The sequence below is a fragment of the Synechocystis sp. LKSZ1 genome (genome assembly GCF_040436315.1).
Classification (GTDB): domain Bacteria; phylum Cyanobacteriota; class Cyanobacteriia; order Cyanobacteriales; family Microcystaceae; genus Synechocystis.
Map to the genome: position 1 here is coordinate 1,044,636 of NZ_AP031572.1, position 23,576 is coordinate 1,068,211.

At 50.9% G+C, this 23,576-nt stretch carries 14 protein-coding genes; 7 read left to right on the top strand and 7 right to left on the bottom strand.

The window, feature by feature from the left end; all coding sequences use genetic code 11:
• On the top strand, positions 1-1,203 hold the full coding sequence (locus ABXS88_RS05040) for a DNA double-strand break repair nuclease NurA (protein WP_353674091.1): 1,203 nt from the start codon (positions 1-3) through the stop codon (positions 1,201-1,203).
• Here the strand turns inward: ABXS88_RS05040 and ABXS88_RS05045 are convergent.
• Positions 1,200-1,691, bottom strand: coding sequence for a GNAT family N-acetyltransferase (locus ABXS88_RS05045; protein WP_353674092.1), 492 nt, complete (start codon positions 1,689-1,691; stop codon positions 1,200-1,202). The genes ABXS88_RS05040 and ABXS88_RS05045 overlap by 4 nt on opposite strands.
• A gap of 127 nt (positions 1,692-1,818) precedes the next feature.
• Positions 1,819-2,292, bottom strand: coding sequence for a GtrA family protein (locus tag ABXS88_RS05050; RefSeq protein ID WP_353674093.1), 474 nt, complete (start codon positions 2,290-2,292; stop codon positions 1,819-1,821).
• 98 nt (positions 2,293-2,390) lie between these two features.
• On the opposite strand from ABXS88_RS05050, the gene ABXS88_RS05055 reads away from it, so the two are divergent.
• From ABXS88_RS05055 to ABXS88_RS05075, 5 genes are all read left to right on the top strand, one after another.
• Positions 2,391-3,002, top strand: coding sequence for a 7-carboxy-7-deazaguanine synthase QueE (locus ABXS88_RS05055; protein ID WP_353674094.1), 612 nt, complete (start codon positions 2,391-2,393; stop codon positions 3,000-3,002).
• Between the two features lie 110 nt (positions 3,003-3,112).
• A complete protein-coding gene (locus ABXS88_RS05060) occupies positions 3,113-3,280 on the top strand; it encodes a metallothionein (RefSeq protein ID WP_353674095.1) in 168 nt (55 codons plus the stop codon).
• Positions 3,281-3,429: 149 nt separating this feature from the next.
• Entirely contained in the window at positions 3,430-3,981 is a 552-nt protein-coding gene (locus ABXS88_RS05065; RefSeq protein WP_353674096.1) for an LptA/OstA family protein, read from the top strand.
• A gap of 79 nt (positions 3,982-4,060) precedes the next feature.
• On the top strand, positions 4,061-4,789 hold the full coding sequence (gene lptB / locus ABXS88_RS05070) for an LPS export ABC transporter ATP-binding protein (protein WP_353674097.1): 729 nt from the start codon (positions 4,061-4,063) through the stop codon (positions 4,787-4,789).
• A gap of 26 nt (positions 4,790-4,815) precedes the next feature.
• The gene (locus ABXS88_RS05075) at positions 4,816-5,985 is read left to right on the top strand and encodes an LptF/LptG family permease (protein ID WP_353674098.1); all 1,170 of its coding nucleotides are present in this window, start codon (positions 4,816-4,818) and stop codon (positions 5,983-5,985) included.
• Between the two features lie 9 nt (positions 5,986-5,994).
• On the opposite strand, the gene ABXS88_RS05080 is transcribed toward ABXS88_RS05075, so the two are convergent.
• The 5 genes from ABXS88_RS05080 to psb27 all read right to left on the bottom strand — a co-directional run bounded on the left by ABXS88_RS05080 (position 5,995) and on the right by psb27 (position 22,622).
• A complete protein-coding gene (locus ABXS88_RS05080) occupies positions 5,995-7,800 on the bottom strand; it encodes a ShlB/FhaC/HecB family hemolysin secretion/activation protein (RefSeq protein ID WP_353674099.1) in 1,806 nt (601 codons plus the stop codon).
• A gap of 35 nt (positions 7,801-7,835) precedes the next feature.
• On the bottom strand, positions 7,836-19,643 hold the full coding sequence (locus ABXS88_RS05085; RefSeq protein ID WP_353674100.1) for a CHAT domain-containing protein: 11,808 nt from the start codon (positions 19,641-19,643) through the stop codon (positions 7,836-7,838).
• A 255-nt stretch (positions 19,644-19,898) separates the two neighbouring features.
• Positions 19,899-21,224, bottom strand: coding sequence for an O-antigen ligase family protein (locus tag ABXS88_RS05090; RefSeq protein WP_353674101.1), 1,326 nt, complete (start codon positions 21,222-21,224; stop codon positions 19,899-19,901).
• Between the two features lie 22 nt (positions 21,225-21,246).
• Entirely contained in the window at positions 21,247-22,104 is an 858-nt protein-coding gene (locus ABXS88_RS05095; RefSeq protein ID WP_353674780.1) for a YaaW family protein, read from the bottom strand.
• Between the two features lie 116 nt (positions 22,105-22,220).
• Positions 22,221-22,622, bottom strand: coding sequence for a photosystem II protein Psb27 (gene psb27, locus ABXS88_RS05100; RefSeq protein WP_353674102.1), 402 nt, complete (start codon positions 22,620-22,622; stop codon positions 22,221-22,223).
• A 211-nt stretch (positions 22,623-22,833) separates the two neighbouring features.
• On the opposite strand from psb27, the gene ABXS88_RS05105 reads away from it, so the two are divergent.
• Positions 22,834-23,559 carry a DUF3120 domain-containing protein gene (locus ABXS88_RS05105; protein WP_353674103.1) on the top strand — a complete coding sequence of 242 codons (726 nt, stop codon included), beginning with the start codon at positions 22,834-22,836 and terminating at the stop codon, positions 23,557-23,559.
• Positions 23,560-23,576 lie beyond the last annotated feature (17 nt).

Here is a 23,576-nt window from a genome sequence, read left to right on the forward strand (position 1 = left end):
ATGCTCAATCTTGCCAAAATCGCTGGTGATCTTCCCGGAATGAGTCAACACTTTAAAGCCGAGGCCACCGCCAGCCGTCAACGTCTCGACCAAGCCCTAATCCTCTGGCAACAAGCCCAGGAACACCAGACTGAACTGGTTCGTACTGCCCAACAATTTTCTGACCGCCTTTTCTTTTCTGTGGCTCTACCGGTGGAACCCTTGGATACTCGTCCGGTGATTAGTACGCCGCCAGTCAGTCATAGCATTTTTGCCACCGATGGCTCCCAGATTGCGCCGTCCCACCATGAAATTGCCTACTGTTATTTGATCAACATTGGCCGTATCATGCTCCACTACGGCCAAAATCGCCATCCCCTAATTGATAGTATCCCAGAAGTGTACTATAGACCGGAAGACCTCTACGTTTCGCGGCAGTGGGGCATTCGCACGGAAGATTGGATGGGCTACCGCCGCACCGTCCTAGAGGCCCAATTTTTAGCCGAGATGGCCTGCCGTTGGGTTAATCCCCCTGGCCCCCACAGTGAACCCAACTTGGCCCTGGTGGACGGCTCCCTAATTTATTGGTTTCTAGAAGGCCTGCCCCTAGAGGCCCGTGACCAAATTTTGACCCCCATTCTGGCCGCCTGGGAATCTCTTCGCAAGGTCGGTGTGCCCCTGATTGGCTATCTGAGTGCTTCCCGCAGTAGCGAGGCCTTGAACCTATTACGACTCCAGGCCTGTTCCTACGACCAACCCCACTGTGCTCAGCACTGTCATCACTACCAAGAACGGGAGGAAAAAACCCCTTGCCAAGTATTTGACCCTCTGCGGGACAGTCAGTTTTGGCGACAGTTACTGGCCCCGGGCCAACGGAGTCCCCTCTGGCGCAGTTCCCTGCGCATTTTAGATCTCTACCCCGCCAGCCAACGCATTTACTTTTGCTATGTGAACGTGGGCGCCGAAATTGCTCGGGTAGAATTTCCGGCTTGGGTAGCGGAGGATCAAGACCTCCTAGGCCGCTCCTTGGCAATTCTCCTGGCCCAGGTGAATAAGGGATTTGGCTATCCTGTGGCCCTGGCGGAAGCTCACAACCAGGCCGTTGTCCGCAGTGGCGACCGGGCTCGCTTTTTTGCCCTGCTGGAACAGCAAATGATCAAAGCTGGCCTCCATAATGTTGGCATTTCCTACAAAGAGGCCCGCAAGCGGGGCAGTATCGTCTAGGCCAATTCCGGTAGGGCCGATTCCTCTAGGGGATTGACCGCTGAGGGCAAGATTTCCAGAATTTCGTCCACTTCCGGGGAGGTCGTCAACAGCATCGTCGTGGTGGGATTTTCTCGAAAACCAATGCGTTCGTAGAATTTTTGCTGGTGGGTGGTCATCAAATAAACCCGCTCAACGCGATTCAGGTGGGGATGGGCCAATACGGTTTGCACTAGCTTACGGCCGAGGCCGGCCCCTTGGTAGCGAGGATGAATCAACACATCCCAGAGCGTCGCCCGATAAACCCCATCGGAAATTGCCCGGGCAAAGCCAATCAAATGGGCCTGATCCCACACCGTAGCTACGGGGTCACTATGGCGAATAGCCAGGGCCAGGTCTTCTAGGCTACGGTCTTGGCCCCAAAAGGCAGTGATCTTAAATAGGTTTTGGAGTTGGTGGAGGTCAACTCGTTCTTTATCGAGGGAAAATTGAATGTGACGACAATCCATCAGCTTGGAGCAACAAAGGAATGAACCGAGGACAGGTAAAGGGCGTGGTTGAAGTTTGATTGTAAATAATTTTGCCCCACCCTAACCGAAGTCCAGGGCCCAAAATTGTAACGAAGATTACACTGATTTAACGGGGTGGCAAAGAGGAAATTTCTTCGCGAGCGGTTGCATAGGTCCCCACCTCCGACTCGCCCGATTTGGAGGGTTTAGGGCGCCAGACCCAGAGAAAGTTAGTCACCATGCTCAAACCAACGGAAACAACGGTAGCAATAATCGCTGCCACCATGTGATGAACTCCTAACTTGCTGCCCAGGGCGATCAGGATAAAGTTCCAAACAAAAAAGCTAGAGAAGTTTGCGACATGATATTCCCAACAGCGTTTCCAGGTCGGATAAGGATTACCAAAGACCCAGTAATCATTGGCAACGTAGCGGGTGATGGTACAAACTTCTGCCGATAAAACCGAGGCCCAACTCAAGGACATTCCCAGAGACTGTTTAAACCAATCTAGCAAGACAATATTAAGCACCATGAACACAATGCCCACAATCCACCAGCGGACGATAGTGTTGTTCATCAAGGCCTGGGGCGATAGTTTCATGGGACTTATCCTAGGGGGGCGTACAATTGACGGGTAACCTGAGCAATTAGACTGGCCTTCCACCGGAACGACGACAAGCCAGCGAAAATTATTTAACCATGACGGCAGTATCTACCATAACCTATCCCGTTGTCGAAACCTTTCATTCCCTCCAGGGAGAAGGCCGCTGGGCCGGATCCAATGCCTTTTTCATTCGCCTGGGAGGGTGTGATGTTCATTGCCCGTGGTGTGACCAAAAGGAAACCTGGCGGGCTGACCGCTATCCCCAGGTTGATGCTTCCGACCTAAACCGCTTGGCTGTAGAGCATCAACCGGCCATGGTGGTGATCACTGGAGGAGAACCCCTTCTTCATAATCTTCAACCGTTAACGACGGCCTTGAGAGAAACAAAGCTCCGACTCCATCTCGAAACCTCCGGGGCCTATCCTCTCACCGGCGAGTTTGACTGGATTACCCTCTCTCCAAAACCCTACAAGCCGCCCCATCCCAGCCTTTATCACCAGGCCCAAGAACTCAAGGTAGTGATTACCAATGCCCAAGACCTCGCTTGGGCTGAAGCACAGGCCAAACAGGTTTCAGCAGAAACTTTGAAATATCTCCAACCAGAGTGGAACAGCCCCGAGGGCCAAACCCTAATTGTTGACTACATTTTGGCCCATCCCCAGTGGCAACTTAGCCTCCAGACTCATAAATACCTAGGCGTCCGGTGAACGAGTGACCCGAGACAAGGCCAAGATTTGTGACAATTTGGCGACACAATACCTGAATAGCTGTTCAGATGTTAAGGTTAAAATAACCTTCATTGTTTAGGAGTCACGCTATGACTACCGTTACTCAAATGAAATGTGCCTGTGAGTCCTGCCTCTGCATCGTTGACTTGTCCAAGGCCGTGATGAAAGAGGGCAAACCCTACTGTAGTGAGGCCTGCGCCAATGGCCATATCAGTGGGGATGGTTGCGGCCATCATGGCTGTACCTGTCACCACTAGGGTCAGGAACATCGCTAGTGTTGATCCCGTCCGTCTATCCCAGAGATGAGCGGGGTCATTTCGTGGGCCAAGCGCCAAGGCCGTCTGCTCCCTGCGCTAAAATCTCCACGGATCGGATAAGCTAAAAGCTGATGTTTTCCTGACTCATCATGTGGTTCTTTTCTCCGCTTCGGCAGACCTCGACTCCTCCGGCTTCTTCTCCGTGTCGCCAGCGTCGGCCCTGGACCTTTCTGCTCTGGGGGGCCAGTTTAGGCTGTTTGTTCGTAGGCAGTTACGGCTGGCAACGGGCCATTGCCCAAGCGCCTGCCCCATCTAGCCCCATGACCGTCCGCTCGGATATCCAGGAGGCCAACTCCCAAACCGGCGTGGTTACCGCCAGAGGTAACGTCCAAGTTTACTATCCTGCCCGTAAAATGCAAGCAACGGCATCCCAGGCTCAGTACTATAGTCGAGAACGCCGTCTGGTCTTGAGTGGCAATGTCTATGTTCTCCAGGAGGGGAACAGCATGCGAGCGGAAACCATGACCTATCTGGTGGACGAGGGCCGTTTTGTGGCCAATCCCCAGGCCAATCAGCAGGTTGAATCGATCTACCTGGTCGAGGAAACCAAAGAAAACGGTAATTCAGGCAATAATCCAAATCCTGCGGTGGTACCCGATGATGGTCTGCCGGCCCTGCCTCCCCTCAATCCGGCCCCCTAGCCAAGATCTCTGTTCAGACCAATTAATACCATCGCGCCTACGCCGCTTTCCTTCCCTTTTTTCCTGAGCAAAGTAAACTGTGACCCTGGTTCTAGACAATATTCATAAACTCTATGGCAAGCGCTGTGTCGTCAATCGGGTCAATGTCCGGGTTGAACCAGGGGAAATTGTTGGCCTCTTAGGCCCCAACGGTGCGGGCAAAACCACGACCTTTTACATTGCGACTGGCCTCCTGAAACCGAATACGGGTCGGGTCTGGCTGAATCAACAAGATATTACTCATCTCCCCCTCAATGAGCGGGCCCATCTGGGTCTGGGCTATTTGACCCAACAGGCCAGTGTTTTTCGTCACCTCAATGTCCAGGACAACATCCTCCTGGCCCTAGAACAAACGGGGGTTTCCCCTCCCCAGCGGCGGCATCGACTGCAACAATTGCTTGCGGAATTCCGCCTTGAAAAAGTAGCCTATACCAAAGGGTCTCAGATCTCTGGGGGGGAACGGCGACGTACGGAATTGGCCAGGGCCTTGGCAGTGGGGATGAATGGCCCCCAGTTTTTATTGCTGGACGAACCCTTTGCCGGGGTTGATCCCATTGCGGTTGCGGAAATTCAGGCGATGATTGCCCAGCTAGGAGAACGCAATATGGGTATTTTAATCACCGATCATAATGTGCGAGAAACCCTCGCTATTACCCACCGGGGCTATATTATGCGGGATGGCCAAATCTTGGCTTCGGGTAGTGCGGAGGAACTTTATAGCAATCCTCTCGTGCGTCAGTATTATCTTGGTGAAAAGTTTCAGCTTTAACCCATTCCCTTCGTTGGTAGTCGTCCATGGCCCCTAGCGCACAAAAAGTCTCCATTGCCCTGCCGTCTGTTTCGGTGATGGATCGCTATATCTTCCTGGAGTTACTACTACCTTTTTTGTTTGGCATGGGCCTGTTTACGTCGTTGGCCCTGTCTATTGGTACCTTGTTTGACTTGGTGCGGCGGGTAACAGAGTCGGGCCTGCCCTTGACGATTGCGGTCAAGATCTTGTTTTTAAAGATGCCTGCTTTTATCGTGTTGGCCTTTCCCATGTCAATGCTCTTGGCCAGCTTAATGGCCTATAGCCGCCTATCGAGCGATAGTGAGGTGATCGCCCTCCGCAGTATTGGGGTCAGTATTTATCGTCTGGTGGTGCCAGCGGTGTTGTTTAGCCTGATGGTGACCGGTATTGCCTTTATTTTCAATGACCAAGTGACTCCGGCCGCCAATTACGAGGCCCTAGTAACCCTCGAAAAAGCAGTTAACCAAGACCGACCTCCGACTCAGCAGTTTAATATTATTTACCCTGAATATGGTAAGGTTCGCCTGCCTGATGGCAATGAACAAACCGTCTTAACGCGCCTCTTTTACGCTGAGGAATTCAACGGGGAAACGATGAAGGGCCTAACTATTCTCGACCGAACCCAAAGTGGAGTCAATCAAGTTCTAACAGCTCGCTCGGCCAACTGGAATATTGCCCAAAATACCTGGGATTTCTACGATGGCACGGTGTACTTAATCGCCCCCGATGGTTCCTACCGCAATATTGTGCGCTTTCGTCATCAACAGTTGGCCCTGCCCCGGGCCCCCCTCGACCTGGCCAATCAAGACCGTAAGGATGGCGAAATGAGTATTGCCCAGGCCAAGCGCTATCTAGAGATGTTGCGTCTCAGTGGCGATGAGAAGAAAATTCGCAAGCTAGAAGTGCGTATCCAGGCCAAATATGCCTTGCCCTTTGTCTGTTTTGTCTTTGGTCTGGTGGGGGCCTCCATTGGCATTCGTCCCCAAAATACCAGCAAGGCTACTAGCTTTGGTATCTGCGTGGGCCTGATTTTTTCCTACTATCTACTGTCATTTTTATGTGAGTCCATGGGCATCTGGGGCGTGCTCAGTCCCTTTATGGCGGCCTGGCTCCCCAATTTACTGGGTCTGGGAGCCGGGGGCCTGTTATTAATTCAATCCGCCAGTCTGCGCTAATCGTCGGTCTTAACGGCCCAGGGGCGGCCGGTAGTTGAGTTGAAAATAGATACCGTCATCCTGGAGATTATTGCCTCGATCCGCGAGGGAAACAACAGGAATCCCGTAATCAAGGCGCAAACTCAGGCCATCAACCCCCAGGGCCTGGTTCCAGATCAGCCCTAAACCCGGGCCAAACAGCACATTGTTGCTAGGTAATTGGGTGGGATTACCAGCACTATTCCAAACGGCTCCAAAATCCAGAAATGGGGCCAGTTCAAAAATCGATTCATTACGGTCGTTACGGGCCAAGGTAATTCTATCCTCGACGGATAAACGAAAACCATTATCAGCGGAGCGAGCATTTTGGCGATAACCCCGCACCGACTGGCCCCCACCAATGACGAAGAGGTAATCGGGCAACAAACTATCGGGGGTGAGTTGCAGATCGGCCTGGAGAATCAACAGATGGTCATTACCCAAGCGTTGAATGCGCTGGGCCTGGCCAAGCCAACTAAAGAATTGACCATCCGGTAGGGCCTCACCATTACTAGTGGCATTAAAGAGCCCCGTGCCAATATTGAACAGAGAACGTAGGTAAAAAATCCCCCCTGGGTCTCGGCGGAGGTAATCCTGGCCAAACTGGAAAACACTTGTCCGGCTACTGCCTAATAATTCCGGGCGGCCCAGGCCCAGGGTACGACCATCCTGATAACGAAACCCCACCGACAGGGCAAATTCCTCCTCTAGGGAGCGAATCAGCGGTTGGCGAAAACTAATTTCATAGACCGGATTGGTGCCAGTAATCTCAAGCACATCAAAGGGGGCCTGGGTAACGCGCGTCCAGGAGGGAATAGCCCGTAATTGTAGGGTTCCATCCATGGGATTAAGGGGGACACGGTAAATAAAATCCGCCAGATCCAAACCGCCGGTAGTGGAAACGTAGTAGGTGCCCGAGAGTTGATCTCCCAGGCCTGTCAAGTTGTTGACTCCCAGGCCGAGCCCCAGGCGTTCAGAACCGAGACTAACAGGAGAATAGTTGTCAAAACTCAGATTGGCCTCGAACCGAGGGGCCTCCTTCACCGTCACGGTCAAGATACTCCGGCCCACTTCCCCCGCATCGCTTAAATTGCCCCCCACTTCCGCAATGGTTTCATTCTGCTCCAACAGGCGCAGTTGGGATTCAATCTGGCCAATGTTTAGGGGGGGACTGGTGCCGAGGGCCACTCGTTGGCAGAGGTAACTGAGGCGGAGTCGTTCTCTACCAGCAATACGCAGGGAGCCCAATTGGCCCTCTTGGATGCGGAGGGTCGCTTTGCCCTCTGGGGGCAGGGCCTGGGGGGGGGCGGCCAAGGCCTGGGAAGTAATGTAGCCCAGGTTCAGGTAATGCTGAGTGATGGCTTCTGCTAGCCGACGGTAGAGACGTTGAAACTCGGCAAAACTCAGGGATTGGGTTCCTGGAGAGGGGAGCAGGGCCTGGATACTGGGCAGGGCCTGTAAATCCTCCGGTTTAAACACCGTTCCCCCTTGCAACTGGAGAGTCAGGGGGCGATTATCCACCACTAGGGTCAGCCAGGGTAGCGGCTCAGTTGCCGTGATCGAGGAGGAGATGGGAGCCGCCGGACAAACCTCAGGGGGAGCCGCCGGAACCTCAGGGGCTGGGGTATCCAGAACCGGCGGGGCTGGCTCTGTGGGGCCAATTTTTTCTAAGAGATGGGAATCATCTTGAGTGTCTAGGTCGGTAATCGATTGGGCCCGCAGGGAAAAGCTACTGGCACTTAACAGCAGAACGAAGGTGCTAACGAGGGTGAGTCCCTTGACGACGGGCCTTTGCATTGATGTACTCCTCACAATGGGTTGACAAATGACGATTACCAAGGATTACCAATCAGGGTAAAGGCACTCCAGTAGTAAGGATGCCGCAGGTCTTTTTGGGCAAACTCCTGACGAACTGAAGCAGGTAGGGTCTGGAGAGAAACGGTTTGTCCAGATTCTAGTTTTAATTGGCCGTCCGCCACCTGCACCGTTCCTCGCAGTAAACCGAGTTGGGCCTGACGCAGAGCCTCGGCTTTAATGGGAGCTTGACGCAGACGGTCATAGAAACTAGTCATTAGGGCCAAAGTTCCCGAATCGCTGACATACCATAGACTACCAATAGCCGTCCGCACCCCCGTTTTCACCGCCAGGCCCGCAAAACCCAGTTCAGCATTAAAATCCCCAAAGGCTGTCTTACACGCTGATAGGGTCAACAAATCAATGGGTTGGTCTAGGCCCAGTTGGGCAAATTCATCCAGGCTGAGATTGCGGTCACTAAAGACCACAAAGGAGTTGCGTTGGCTGGATTGGAACTCACCATGGGTGGCTAGGTGAACGAGGCGATAGCGTTGGCTAGCCAGGGCATCCTTCAGGTTTTGAACGGTAAAGGATTGGTCGAGATAAATTTGCCCTGGCCAGAGATTTTTCGCGATCTCTTGAATCTCGACGGAAGCGGATGGTAAAGGGGACTGCTTGGCAAAGCTCTGGGCCCCCATCGCCAAAACAGTTGCATTGCGAATATTTTCCCGCGTCACATTGGTCAAGGAAAGACTGGGCATAAGGTTGAGGCTATATTGCTCCACCAAATATTGTTGATTGGCATTGTCGTACAGGGCCGCCAGGGGTAGGGCACGCAGGCCTCGGTCTAGGATAAAGCTCAAGTGGGCCACGCCTTGGGAACGAATGGTGTCTTTGATGGGTTCGATGAGCCATTGGTAGAGGGCGCTGGCCTGAGATCGGTAGGTAGCCAGGGGCGCGAGAGCCACTAAATCTTGCTGGAATTGACTAATGACACGGGTTAGCTCACTGCGAGTGACATTAGGGACTTTGATCGGCGGTAGAATACCTTGGCTGGTCACTACAATCAGGGCTAAACGGTCATCAGCTCGGGGATTAAGGTTGGGAGGAATAAACTGGCCAGGGCCTTCCCCCAAATGCCAGAGGGCCTCGTTGTCCGGTGTATTGGCATAGAAGTAAACATAAACTAAAGCGGAGTTAACCCCAGTCTCGGCGCCAATGGTCTTCAGCAAGGCCTGGGGATCGACCTCAGAATAGGCTCTCAAAGAAGGATCATAGTCGGTAAAATCCTTCGTTAACTTGTTATCTAGGGCATGGTATAAATCTAGGGAGCTAAGCGCAAAATCACAGCAGGTGGGGGGCGGCGGTGGCTGAACCACTTGGCAGTTGGCATTAATCGCACATTCATTGGCCGTCAGAATAATTTCGTTGTCTTTGACTGGCCCTTCTACAGTGGGCGGCTCAGGACGGGGATTATTATTGGGGTTATCGGTTGGCGGATTCGGTATGACCGGCGGGCGGTTATCCGGGGGGATAGGGGCATTGGTGAGGATCGCAATATTGCCTTCGATTTTGCTGGGAAAATATTGGTTAGTTGGACTCAGGTTATTGCTACTGCTCACAATTCTGCTATCGGTTCCATTCAGTTGAGCATCCCCAACGGTAAAAGGCACGGTTCCATTACCACCGTGGCGAATTGTAATGCCGCCGCCACCTTCAGGGCCGATGGTAGACAGACTCGCCTCATTATCATCTTGAGCAATAAAGCGGCCTGTTGCTCGGAAAAAGCCCTCCGTTGTGATGTCTATACTTCCGCCTTGGTTAGCCCCCTGGGCATCGATAGAGACAACGGTAATATTCCCCGGCGCTTCTAAGACGACATTACCGCCATTAGCGTTTCTTCCGCTAGTGTCAATGGTTCCTGTTGTAATTGACGTGCTGCTACCACTACGAATCAGGAGATCGCCGCCGGTTTGACCCGACGTGTTAATAGCACCAGTGGTAATACTGCCCGGTGCGTTAAGCGTTATCGGCCCTCCTGCTGTACTCAAAGCCTGGGTAGTAATCGCTCCCGTGTTTGCTGTGAGATCAAGGCCACGGGGTTCTATCCCCGAAAGCGTAACCCCTTGCATCAGGATGTTGTTTTGAGCAATTGCTGTTAAATCAAATCGGCCACTAATGTCTCCCAAGATTTGAAGATTTGTGCCACTGCGAAGAATCGTTGGGCCACCTAAAGTCACATTGCCGTTAAAGATTTGGCCTGCTGTTGTGGTTAACGTTCCTGCGACTTGAGTAGGGCCCTGAATATCTAGGCTAGCCGCCGTCAGACCAGCATTGAATTGGGTTTGAGTAGTAGCGGTTACCGCCAGGCCCTGATTACTGCTAACCGAACTGTTAAAAATCAGATTATTGCCTTGCAAACGACGCTCCCCATTGAAAACCACGGCATCATTAAAGATCTGATTTCCTGAGGTTATAACATCTCCCTTGAGCACTGTTTTGCCTGCGGCATCGGTGGCTAAATTATCAATGGTAACTACGCGGTCAAATTCTGTGGTTCCCGAGGCATTAACCGTTAAATTCCCAGGGCCACTCACCGTATTTTGGAAAGTGACGTTATTACCCGCCAGAGTACGATTGCCTGCCAACGTCACCGCATCACCATAGGTCTGGTTATTAGTGGTTGTGACATTCGCTTTTAGATTGGTTTGACCGGGAGCATCCGTTGTCAGATTTTGGACAGCAACTGCACCACCAAATTCTGTGGTTCCCGAAGCGTTAACCGTTAAATCCCCAGGGCCACTCACCGTATTTTGGAAAGTCACATTCTGGCCACTAAGAGTACGATTGCCTTCTAACGTAACCGCATCGCCATAGGTCTGGTTATTAGTGGTTGTGACATTGGCTTTTAGATTAGTTTGACCAGGAGCATCCGTTGTCAGATTTTGGACAGCAACTGCACCACCAAATTCTGTGGTTCCCGAAGCGTTAACCGTTAAATCCCCAGGGCCACTCACCGTATTTTGGAAAGTCACATTCTGGCCACTAAGAGTACGATTGCCTTCTAACGTAACCGCATCGCCATAGGTCTGGTTATTAGTGGTTGTGACATTGGCTTTTAGATTAGTTTGACCAGGAGCATCCGTTGTCAGACTTTGGACAGCAACCGCGCCACCCAATTCTGTGGTTCCCGAAGCATTAACCGTTAAATCCCCGGGGCCACTCACCGTACTTTGGAAAGTGACGTTATTCCCCGTCAGAGTACGATTGCCTTCTAACGTAACCGCATCGCCGTAGGTCTGGTTGTTAGTGGTGGTTACATTGGCTTTTAGATTGGTTTGACCGGGAGCATCTGTTGTCAGACTTTGGACAGCAACCGCGCCACCCAATTCTGTGGTTCCCGAAGCGTTAACCGTTAAATCCCCAGGGCCACTCACCGTATTTTGGAAAGTAACGTTATTACCCGTCAGAGTACGATTGCCTTCTAACGTAACCGCATCGCCGTAGGTCTGGTTGTTAGTGGTTGTGACATTCGCTTTTAGATTGGTTTGACCGGGAGCATCTGTTGTCAGACTTTGGACAGCAACCGCGCCACCCAATTCTGTGGTTCCCGAAGCGTTAACCGTTAAATCCCCAGGGCCACTCACCGTATTTTGGAAAGTAACGTTATTACCCGTCAGAGTACGATTGCCTTCTAACGTAACCGCATCGCCGTAGGTCTGGTTGTTAGTGGTTGTGACATTCGCTTTTAGATTAGTTTGACCGGGAGCATCCGTTGTCAGACTTTGGACAGCAACCGCGCCACCCAATTCTGTGGTTCCCGAAGCGTTAACCGTTAAATCCCCAGGGCCACTCACCGTATTTTGGAAAGTGACGTTATTACCCGTCAGAGTGCGATTGCCTTCTAACGTAACCGCATCGCCGTAGGTCTGGTTATTAGTTGTTGTGATATTCGCTTTTAGATTGGTTTGACCGGGAGCATCCGTTGTCAGACTTTGGACAGCAACCGCACCTCCCAATTCTGTGGTTCCCGAAGCATTAACCGTTAAATCCCCAGGGCCACTCACCGTATTTTGGAAAGTGACGTTATTACCCGTCAGAGTGCGATTGCCTTCTAACGTAACCGCATCGCCGTAGGTCTGGTTATTAGTTGTTGTGATATTCGCTTTTAGATTGGTTTGACCGGGAGCATCCGTTGTCAGACTTTGGACAGCAACCGCACCTCCCAATTCTGTGCTTCCCGAAGCATTAACCGTTAAATCCCCAGGGCCACTCACCGTATTTTGGAAAGTGACGTTATTACCCGTCAGAGTGCGATTGCCTTCTAACGTAACCGCATCGCCGTAGGTCTGGTTATTAGTTGTTGTGATATTCGCTTTTAGATTAGTTTGACCGGGAGCATCCGTTGTCAGATTTTGAACAGAAACTACACCACCCAATTCTGTGGTTCCCGAAGCATTAACCGTTAAATCCCCGGGGCCACTCACCGTATTTTGGAAAGTGACGTTATTCCCCGTCAGAGTGCGATTGCCTGTCAACGTCACCGCATCACCATAGGTCTGGTTATTAGTGGTGGTGACATTGGCTTTTAGATTGGTTTGACCGGGAGCATCAGTTGTCAGATTTTGGACAGCAACCGCGCCACCAAATTCTGTGGTTCCTGAAGCATTAACCGTTAAATCCCCAGGGCCACTCACCGTATTTTGGAAAGTGACGTTATTCCCCGTCAGAGTACGATTGCCTTCTAACGTAACGGCATCGCCATAGGTCTGGTTGTTAGTGGTGGTTACATTCGCTTTTAGATTGGTTTGACCGGGAGCATCCGTTGTCAGACTTTGGACAGCAACCGCGCCACCAAATTCTGTGGTTCCTGAAGCATTAACCGTTAAATCACCAGGGCCACTCACCGTATTTTGGAAAGTGACGTTGTTCCCCGTCAGAGTACGATTGCCTTCTAACGTCACTGCATCGCCATAGGTTTGATTACTGGTTGTTGTTACGTTTGCTTTCAGATTGGTTTGGCCGGGAGCATCGGTTACCAGGTTATTGACAGAAACCGCACCTTGAAACTCTGTGGTTCCCAAAGCATTTACGGTTAAATCACCAAGGCCACTTACCGTATTTTGGAAAGTAACGTTATTACCCGTCAGAGTACGATTGCCTTCTAACGTAACTGCATCACCATAGGTCTGGTTATTAGTTGTGGTTACATTGGCTTTTAGATTGGTTTGACCGGGAGCATCAGTTGTGAGATTTTGGACAGCAACTGCACCAGCAAATTCTGTGGTTCCCGAAGCATTAACTGTTAAATTCCCAGGGCCACTCACCGTATTTTGGAAAGTGACGTTGTTCCCCGTCAGAGTACGATTGCCTTCTAACGTCACTGCATCGCCATAGGTTTGATTACTGGTTGTTGTTACGTTTGCTTTCAGATTGGTTTGGCCGGGAGCATCGGTTACCAGGTTATTGACAGAAACCGCACCTTGAAACTCTGTGGTTCCCAAAGCATTTACGGTTAAATCACCAAGGCCACTTACCGTATTTTGGAAAGTAACGTTATTACCCGTCAGAGTACGATTGCCTTCTAACGTAACTGCATCACCATAGGTCTGGTTATTAGTTGTGGTTACATTGGCTTTTAGATTGGTTTGACCGGGAGCATCAGTTGTGAGATTTTGGACAGCAACTGCACCAGCAAATTCTGTGGTTCCCGAAGCATTAACTGTTAAATTCCCAGGGCCACTCACCGTATTTTGGAAAGTCACATTCTGGCCACTGAGGGTGCGATTGCCTTCTAACGTAACTGCATCACCATAGGTCTGGTTATTAGTTGTGGTTACATTGGCTTTTAGATTGGTTTGACCGGGAGCATCCGTTGTCAGACTTTGGACAGCAACCGCGCCACCCAATTCTGTGGTTCCCGAAGCATTAACTGTTAAATTCCCAGGGCCACTCACCGTATTTTGGAAAGTCACATTCTGGCCACTGAGGGTGCGATTGCCTTCTAACGTAACTGCATCACCATAGGTCTGGTTATTAGTTGTGGTTACATTGGCTTTTAGATTGGTTTGACCGGGAGCATCCGTTGTCAGACTTTGGACAGCAACCGCGCCACCCAATTCTGTGGTTCCTGAAGCATTAACCGTCAAGTCCCCAGGGCCACTTACCGTATTTTGGAAAGTGACGTTATTCCCCGTTAGAGTACGATTGCCTTCTAAGGTAACTGCATCACCATAGGTCTGATTATTGGTTGTGGTTACATCCCCCTTCAGGTTGGTTTGTCCGATGGCATCTGTGTTTAATTCATTGACATTGATCGTCTGATCGAATTGCGTTAAACCACCACTATTTACTGTAACCAGACCGAGAGATTGTTGATCACCAATAGCTTCATTAGCTGTAATATTTCCAGTTCCGGTATTAATCGTAAGATTATAAAAAGAACTGCTACTATCTACCTGGCTATTAATAGTACCTCCAAAGCGAATATCAGTGTTATCCGTCGTAGTCAAAGTCAAGTCTTTAATTAAAACGACGGGGCCAGTAAAAGTTTGAGAACCTTGACTACGAATTAATCCGCCCAAATTGCTAGTTCCTGAGAAGGTCAAAGGGCTATCACTTTCAATATCTGTGCCAGTAAGGCTGGTTAGGCCTAAAAGACCGGGCTGTTCCTGAGGAGTGGTTAATTTTTGGTTATAGATGCCCGCACCAGTGTCAGCCAGGTTGCCCAGGATGGTTGTATTGTTGATATTAGTCAAGCCTCCTAAATTATAAATACCGCCTCCTTGGTTGGCCTGATTATTGAGAATCGTACTATCTGAAAGAGTTAGGGTTCCTGACAAGTTAAAGATGCCTCCCCCCGCTCCAGCGACATTATTCGCAAAAGAACTATTGGTAAGGGTGACAGTGCCACTGTTATTGTAAAGACCAGCACCGGCATCGGCTTTGTTACCAGATACGGTTATCGCACTCGCATTAATCTCACCCTTAAAGTTGTAAATTCCTCCTCCCTCTAGAGTCGCAACATTATCTGTAAAGGTGGTATTAGTGAGAGTGACTAATCCAGTTTCAGTAATAGGGATTTCAGTCGTATTAATGTTGTATAATCCCGCACCTTGGCTCGCTGAGTTACTGGAAAAACTACCGCCAGAAACCGTGAGAACCCCATCTAAATTAAAGAGTCCACCACCGATATCTGAAGCATTACGAGCAAAGTTTACGTTGGTGAGAGAAGCCGTGCCGGAATTGTTATAAAGACCTCCCCCAGAAGATTGGGCCTGATTATCGGAGAGAATACTGTCTGCAATAGTTAAGCTGCCATTATTATTAATGATTCCTCCGCCCTGAGTATTGGCAATATTATTGGCAAGAGTACCATTGGTGATATTAACCGTAGCTCCTAAACCGGTGTTGTTGATGCCACCGCCGGTTGAAGCCTCATTTCTTAAAAGACTACTGTTGATAATAGAAACTTGACCGGCAGTAACCAACTGATCAGTACTAACATAATTGCTGTTAAAAATTCCGCCGCCTTCTTCGCTAGCTGTATTACCTGTCAGTTGACTATTATCGGTAATGCTAATCAGGCCACCTTGGTTATAAATTCCTCCCCCTTGGCGAGCCGTATTATCTGCCAAAGAAGTACTAATAATTTTAATCTCAGAGAAATTAACAACTTGTCCATCTGTAAGAGACTGAACACTATTGTAAATTCCACCGCCTCGATCGGCAGTATTATTGCTTAGAATGCTATCCGTTAAGTTGACACTTCCTCCGAAATTTCGGAACCCGCCACCTGCATCACCTGCACGATTGTCTGATAACGTACTGAGACTGATATTGAGAATTGCACCCTCACCATTCCAAATTCCCCCTGCGATGGAGGTAGCATTGTTCTCGGAAATAAGGCTGTTGGTAATGGTAAAAACGGCATTCTGACCCCGATTATAAATCCCACCAGCACTAATAGCACTATTATTGACAATAGTGCTATCGCTCAGGCTGACAGTGCCACCATTGGTAATAGCGCCGCCCCCTGCTTCTCCCCCTTGGTTCCCTGTAAACGTGCTACGGGTAATTATTGCTGTTCCTCCATTGAGAAGTCCAGCAGCACCACCAGTGGCGCTCGTAGCGTTATTAGAGACAATGCCATTGTCTAGGGTGAGGAGTGCTACCCCCAAATTACTGATTCCTCCCCCTGCAGTCTCAGTGTAATTATTCTCCAGTTTGCTATTGATGATATTGGCCGTACCTTGGTTGGCGATCCCTCCTCCAAAAAAGCCGGCATAATTGTTGGCAATAGTACTATCACTGACGTTAAGGTTCCCCCCCGAAAGCACGTCAATCCCTCCACCGGTTGAAAGATTGGTTCGATTATTAACCACCACGCTATTGTTTAGATTGAGCGTGCTACCTGTTCCAACCAAAAGGCCACCACCCCCTGGATCACTGCCTTGACCGGGGGTATTGCCGCCAGTAATAGTCAGACCCTCAATGTTGGCAATAACTCCCTCGCCAAAGATGTTAAAAACCCGGTTAGCGCCATCGCCCTGCACCGCCAAATTTTCGGCTCCCAGGCCAGTAATGGTTAAATTTTTATCAATTTGCAGTTCTCCGAGGGCCAACAAGATGCTGTTACCACTTAGGGCCGGGTTAAATTGAACTGTTCCTCCTGTGTCCGTATAGGTAATGGCTTCGCGTAGGGTGACATTGCCGGGAGTGAGCACGTCATCAAAAATATCGCCTAGTTGATCCACCACCAGACTGGTATACAAGGTATTGGTTAAATCAAAGACGGTGTCATTTAGGCCTGGGGCGCTAGCAATGACGCTATAACTTCCCGCCACGGTGTTGGCGTTGGCCCCGGTACGAACAAAACCACTGCTGTCTAGGCTTAATGTTTGGCTCGGTAAGATGGCGCTCGGGCCTGATTCTGGCACCAGGAATGTCACCAGACCGCCCTCCACTGGCTCTCCAAAGGGACTAGTAACCTGGAGGCCTAAGGGATTGCTAAAACTTGAGCCCACAGGAGCTGACTGGGGAGTACTATCGGGCAGGACTGTAACCGTAAAACCTCTGGACTCAAAGGCCCCGATATCACGCGGGCCAACTGCAGTAATGCCTCGCTGATCCGTTGATTCGGCCCCAGAGCCCCCGGCATCAATGGCAGGACTACCGGGAAGTAGAGCCAGAGTTGGTGTACTGCCACCATAGTTACCCAAGGCCGAGAGCACGGGATTAAGGGGATTACTTTCCGTTCCCACCAGAGTGCTAAGGGAAAAGCCATTGCTCCCATTGTTATTGCCGATCAAATTATTGCCTTGGTCAATCACATCGCCCTGGACATCGGGAAAGGCTCCGCTATTGCCCGCGACAATGGTATTTTGCAGACTCACGACGCTATTCTCTCCGTAGAGACCGCCACCCGACTGGGCTGTGTTGCCAAAAATCGTACTGCTATTGATGTTGGTAATACTAGCTGTTGAACTTTCGCTCTTGTAGGAGATTGCTCCACCCAGTTGCCGAGCTGTATTGTTATAAAAAGTACTATTTTTGATAGTGACCTGGCCATCACTACTCAATAGACCACCACCCGTATCACCAGCCTGGTTATTGGCCAGAGTTGTATTACTGATATTCAACGTTGCTAGTACGTTTTTAATGCCTCCGCCAGCGCTTTCAGCTTTGTTATCAATTAGCGTACTATTGCTGAGGTTAACTATACCGAGATCATTGTAGATCCCCCCCCCAGATACGCTAGCCTGATTTTGAGACAGAGTACTATTATCGATCGAGGTTGTTCCAAGATAGTTATACAGGCCTGCACCATCTGAGCTTTGGTTAAAAGAGATAGTACTATTGCTTAGGGTGACAGTTCCGCCATCGTTGTAAATCCCACCGCCAGTGGTAGCCTGATTCAAAGACAAAGTACTACTATCGATAGTGGCAGTTCCACCAAGGTTATAAATTCCTCCCCCGAAACTGGCCTGATTACCAGACAGCAAAACACTGGTCAGATTAACAATGCCACCGTCGTTGTAAATCCCTCCCCCGGAACTAGCATTACCATTCTGAATCGTAAGATTCGCTAGTTTGACGTTGGCCGTAGGCAAAATTTCAAGAACACTAGCTACTCCCGCACCATCAAGAAAAGTCTGGCTTCCATTGCCGTTGATGCTGAGGGCCTTAGAGAAAACGAGGGGAGACCCCTTCTGATAAAAACCCAGGCCAGGGCCAAGATTAATCACCACAGTTCCGGCCACATCACCGATGGCATCATGGGCACTCTGTAAGGATTGGCCCAGTTCCTGGGGAAGACTGATATCGCCATTAACCGCATTTAAATCAAAAATCAAGCCACCCGTACTGGTTAAATTGATGGTCGGTACGATGTCAGCGTCCTGCACGAATAAGCGTCCCGTTAAGCGGAGAGTTGCGCTTCCGCCCCCGGATTGAAAGATCGAATTGAGTAGGTAAATATCTCCAGCTTCAGTACCAGAACCTGCTGTCGTAATCGTGATATTGGTGCCGCTATCGAGGGTATTTTCAATTTGGAACGGAGTAATCGTGCCATTACTACCAATAAAAACATTCTGGGGGTCGAGCAGCCACAGGCCATTGGCCCCCGCCGTAGCCCCGGCCAAAACCGTCGCTCCCCGAACATCTAATGCCCTTTTTCCGGAGGTTTCCACCTGGCCTCCATCTCCGCCAAGTGGCCCTCCCCTGGCAGTGGCTGTTCCCTGGAAGCGAGTATTCTGTTCTGACCAGACCACAATCTGACCGCCGTCTCCCTGTTGGCTAGCATCTACGTTTAGACGGGAGTTGGCATCCACAATCGTCTGCTGAGACGCAGGCAAACTGGGCAGGCCCTGGGCATCTCCCCCCAGACGAATCGTTCCACCGCCCTGACTTCCAGAGGCGTTGAGGGTGGCCCCCTGGAGTTGAACTTGATTACCAACAACAGTGATATTGCCGCCCTTTGTAGCCTGGGTATCCAGTGTTCCTCCTACCTGGGCCGTTGCACTGGGGACTAGGGCCTGATTAGCCAATTGCGGATCCAGTTTTTGGGCCCCCTGGGTCAGTAGAGTGGGTAGGTCGAGGGGATTAATCCCTTGGGTACTAATCGTGCTGGGGGATAGCTCTAGCTCCAAGCTGACTAAATTGCCTGGCCGGGATAGGCGGACGCGATTGGTGCCGGGAATAGCGGCAATGGTAATGTCACCGCCAGGAGCCTTCAGTGTTCCCGTATTGATCACAGAGCCCCCCACCAGCAAGAGGTGTTGGCCCTCGGCCACCGAGAGATTTCCCGTATTGATGATGGCCGCTGGATTGGCCAAGTCAAAGGCAAATTGATTGGGATTACCTGTTAACTGGGCGTAGTCAGGACGGCCTACAACATTAAACCACTTGTCCTGCTCAAAGCCGATGCCGGTGGCGGTGGTAACGGCAAAATCACCAGTAAGATTTAAACGAGCATTCGGCCCAAAAATAAATCCAGCCGGATTCATGATGAATAAATTCGAGTTGCCCCCCGAAACCTGGATCAGACCATTGATCAGGGAAGCATCCCCTCCTACCACGCGGGTCAAGATGTTACGAATTTGGGGATTGGTCAGAAAGTTAGCAATTTGTTCCTGGGTCAGGCCAAATTCTCGTAGGCTGTGAAATAAATTCTGCCCGGCTTGGGTTCCGCCGCTGATATCAAATTGGTTGTTATGTTGATTGACTACTGTCCCCGTACCATCGGGAGCGGCCGTAATCTGGGCCAGGGAGGGGAGGGATAGGCCGCTCCATCCGGCAAAAACCAGTAACCAGTAAATGCACCGACGGAAGGAAGAGAAAGGCATTGTGGACTTCGCTCCAGGCCAGGGAATAGTAGAAGGTTAACGCAGAAACAATGCTTGAGAGATCGTTTAATCGCTAGATAACTGCTCACCATCGCTGTTTTTCAAGATTTTTGCCAAGATATCCAGCTTTTTCCCTTTCGCCTGGCATTATAGTCAGAGAAAACTTTACAGCATTTTCTACTGTCTTGATTTTCACAAATATTTACAGTCAAGTATTATCCTACGGAGCCCCTCAATACAATCTGCTGTTAACGGCTATGTACTCAGTTTGTCGTCGTGGGTGGGCCGAGGGAAAGGGCCTTGGCTTACTCCCGCAATCGCTGACAGCAAAATCCATCCCAACAGATTAACCCGGAGGTCAAAGAGGGTGACATCAAATAGATTAAACAACGTCACACTGCCAAAGGCCAGGAGATAGGCAAATAGAAGCAAGTGGAGACGTTGACGGTGCTTGTGTTCTCTTCGCTGACCAAGGCGCCAACAGAGGCGAGTCGCCTGATATAAAACTGAGCCGACTAAACCAAGGAATAGTAGCGTTCCAGGAATGCCAATTTCTGCCAACAGCATCAGGGGCAAACTATGGGGATGGCCTAGCCAGACGTTCATGGCGGCCTGGTAGAGGGGCGTAAAATTCCGCAGGCCCCAACCTGTCAGGGGTCGTTGGCTCAGCATCTGCAGGGCAAAATCCCATTGGGTACTGCGAAAGGCCGTTTTGTAGCGGTCGGGATAGAGTTCGTCAGATAAACGGGCCCAAAAATAACGAGGAATGATCTGCCGTAGTGGTTCTCGCCCCCAAGGGCCAAAGGCCGACCAGAGAACCAGGCCGGCTCCTCCTGCGATCAGGGCCACTAGGCGGTACCAACTTAAATACAAAGCATAAGCCACCAGGATTAACGCCGTCAGGCCCCAGGCACTGCGAGAATCGGTCAAAAACAGAGCCACAATTTCAGCGAAGCAGATTAAACCTAAGCCGGCCAGTCCTCTCCAATGGGCCTTGTCGGACAGGGCCTGGCCAAAGCGCCATTGGTCTATCAGCAGGCCAAGACTGAGGGGCAAAACCATCAGCAAATGGGCTGAAAACAGGTTGGCGTACATCAGCAGAGACGACATGCGCCCTTCAGGACGGCCCTCAGCCACGAGATTTGTTCCTAGGACACTCAGCCAGGCCGGTGTGGCCCAGCCACCGTAGATTTGACCAAGCCCTAAAATCACCAGCACCAGCGCTGACAAACTGAGTATCCAAGCCAGATAACGGAGTTGAGAGAAATGACGAAAAACCAGACGATAAGCCAAAAAAAGCGCGAAATAGGGCAAAAAGTTGGCCAGACCGAGCAGGGCTTCCCCTTTGTGCTCTGCCATTAGCGTCGTTAGTACCAACCAAACACTGAGTAGTGCAAATCCCTTGGCCATGGGAGTTGCTACCAGAGGACGAAAGGCCTGTTTCCAAAGACTAAACAGCGCAAACAATAGCCCCAGTAAGGCCATGATTGGATTAAAGGGCAGCCAGAGGATACCCCATTGAATTGCCCGCCATTCCCGTGGGTAAGCTGGGGAAACAGGTGCCTGGGTGGTTAGGCTCAAAGTTATTGTCCTTTGCTAATCGTTAGGCTAATTGCCAGGCCTCGGCTCGGGTGAGGCGAATTTGGGCCAAGGAGACAATGACCGGGATGATGCGCCCGTAGTTGGTGGTAATGGCACGCCAACCGAGATCCGCCAAAAACCAACCCCAGAGGGCCGGGCCAAGAAACGAAAAGACCGTTTTGACGGCCCCGTAGCGAGCCGCTGTCATCGCCATGCCTTGACGGGCCGTTTGCAAGGTTAATTGACTTTGTACCTGGGACGCCGCAAGGGCCCCTCCCCGGACGAGAGCAAACTGGGCGGCTTGGTATTGAGCGAGGTGGAGGGTGAATTCTTGAAGAATCCGCTTGAGCAGGAGAGGCCTCAAAACAGCACTGACAGCAATGGCCCCACTGCCCTTGAGCAGTAAATCCACGGGATTGTGCTGGAGTTGAACAGGGAGCGCTTCCGGCAGAGGACAACGGTCTAGGGATTTCTGGATACGGATAATTAGGGACTTTTGCTCGGTCTTAGGCAGCTTTTTCCAGGCCTGATTGACCAAATGCAGAAAAATCTCCGCTTCAATCTCCGTGGTGGCCATCTGTTGGGCGTAGGGAATTTTCAGGTATTGGCAGACTCGAATCAAGGCCTGACGATAGCTAAACTCCTGGCTTTTCCCCTTAATCACCGTTAGACCATCAGCGGCTAGGTAGCGAAAACGCTCCTCCAACGAATCCAGCCAAGTCTGCCAGTCCTGGCTCTGGACTTCAATGGGCCGGGGCGTTTGTAGATAATCCAGGGGATTAAATTTTCGACAAAAAAGAATTTGGGTTAGCTGTTTGAGCTCATCTTCCGTGGCTAACTCCAGGGCTGACCGCAGTTCGTCCAAGACCGTAACCTCCACCACCAGGGCTAATCAGTTGCTTCGCCCCTCTCATTTTATAGCAGGATTTGGAGGACGGGAGAGACTCTGGGTTTCAATGGCCAGGGCCGGGGCCGGAAACCCAGGCGATTAGGGCGCTAGACTCCCCGTTCCACCGAGCGTTGGGCTTGGACAAATTCTTGTTTAAGGCGCTTCTTCAGTTTTTCTGGTACCGGTCGAGAACCATAGGCAGTGTAATAACCAGCGAGGGAGTTGAGGGCTGTTTGCATGGTCGTAAAGGAACGTAGCCCACCGGATTTCGTTTCGCGGCGATAGCGGGAAATATAATCATTGATCTGAGCACGGGCTAACTCCTGAACTTCAGCACGATTAGAGGCATCGCTGGATAAATCGAGGGCAGTGGTAAGGGTTTCAATCACCGTCAGGGTGTCTTGACTGTAGTTACCCGTGAGGCCGGTGCCACTAGAACAACCCATCAGGCCCATGACCACAACCAGGACAAGGGCCAAGAGGCGAGATAGGGAATTTTTAAAAAACATAATGGTGTGATCCTTAAACGCTGGAGTTATCCCAAATTTCCTTATCGTATCAAGAAACTCGCCCTGTCCTGCCATTGACCCCAGGGCCAAGGGCCTCTCTTAGTGACCATGGCCACCTTTCACGTATTGCGATAGATTAAGTAAAGTAACAAAACTTAAGATTGCCTTCCAGTCTATCTTTATAAACTAACGCTTTTTAACTTCGGTTTTTGTGATTCCCCTACTGACAACGGTTATTACCCAATACGCTCTCCGGTCTCGCTACGATAGCTTCCCTGTCGGCCGAGGGAGCCGCCTCTTTTCCCAGGTGCTGTTCCAAGTCCTCCTGGCGTCGGGCTTTCTGGTCTCGGTTCCCGTCTTTATCCAAGCCCCCCTGGTGCGAGAATGGCCCTGGCTAGGCCTGGGGCTGACCTTGGGCTGGGTCGGTTTAGCCGTTGTCCTTCTTCAATCCAGTAAAACCCAGCTCTGGGGCGATCTCCTGATCGGATTTAGTTGGAGTTGGCTGACCGGGGCCCTCTACTGGGGCTGGTTTCGTTGGGAACCCCTAGTGCATCTCCCCATTGAAGCGTTGGGTCTGCCCCTGGCCCTGTGGGGCATTGCTCGGGGCTGGGGCCGGGTGGGACATTTTTTCTACCTAGGTTCTTTACTGGGAACGGCGATTACCGATGTTTACTTCTACCTAACGGGCCTGATTCCGGCCTGGCGACAATTGATGGTCGCTTCCCCGGAGTTGATTAGTCCTATCTTGCACCAGGCCCTAGAACAAATTCAAACTTTCTGGGGGGTCAGTTGGGGGATTGCTTTGGTTGGTTTATTATTGGGTCTAGGTACCTGGGCCTTACAGAAAAACGAACCCCACTGGTGGGCCTTGGCGGGTGCTATCTTAAGCACCATCCTCGTTGATAGTCTTTTTTTGCTAGCCGCTATCCTGGCCTAGTTACTGTCTTCACTGTT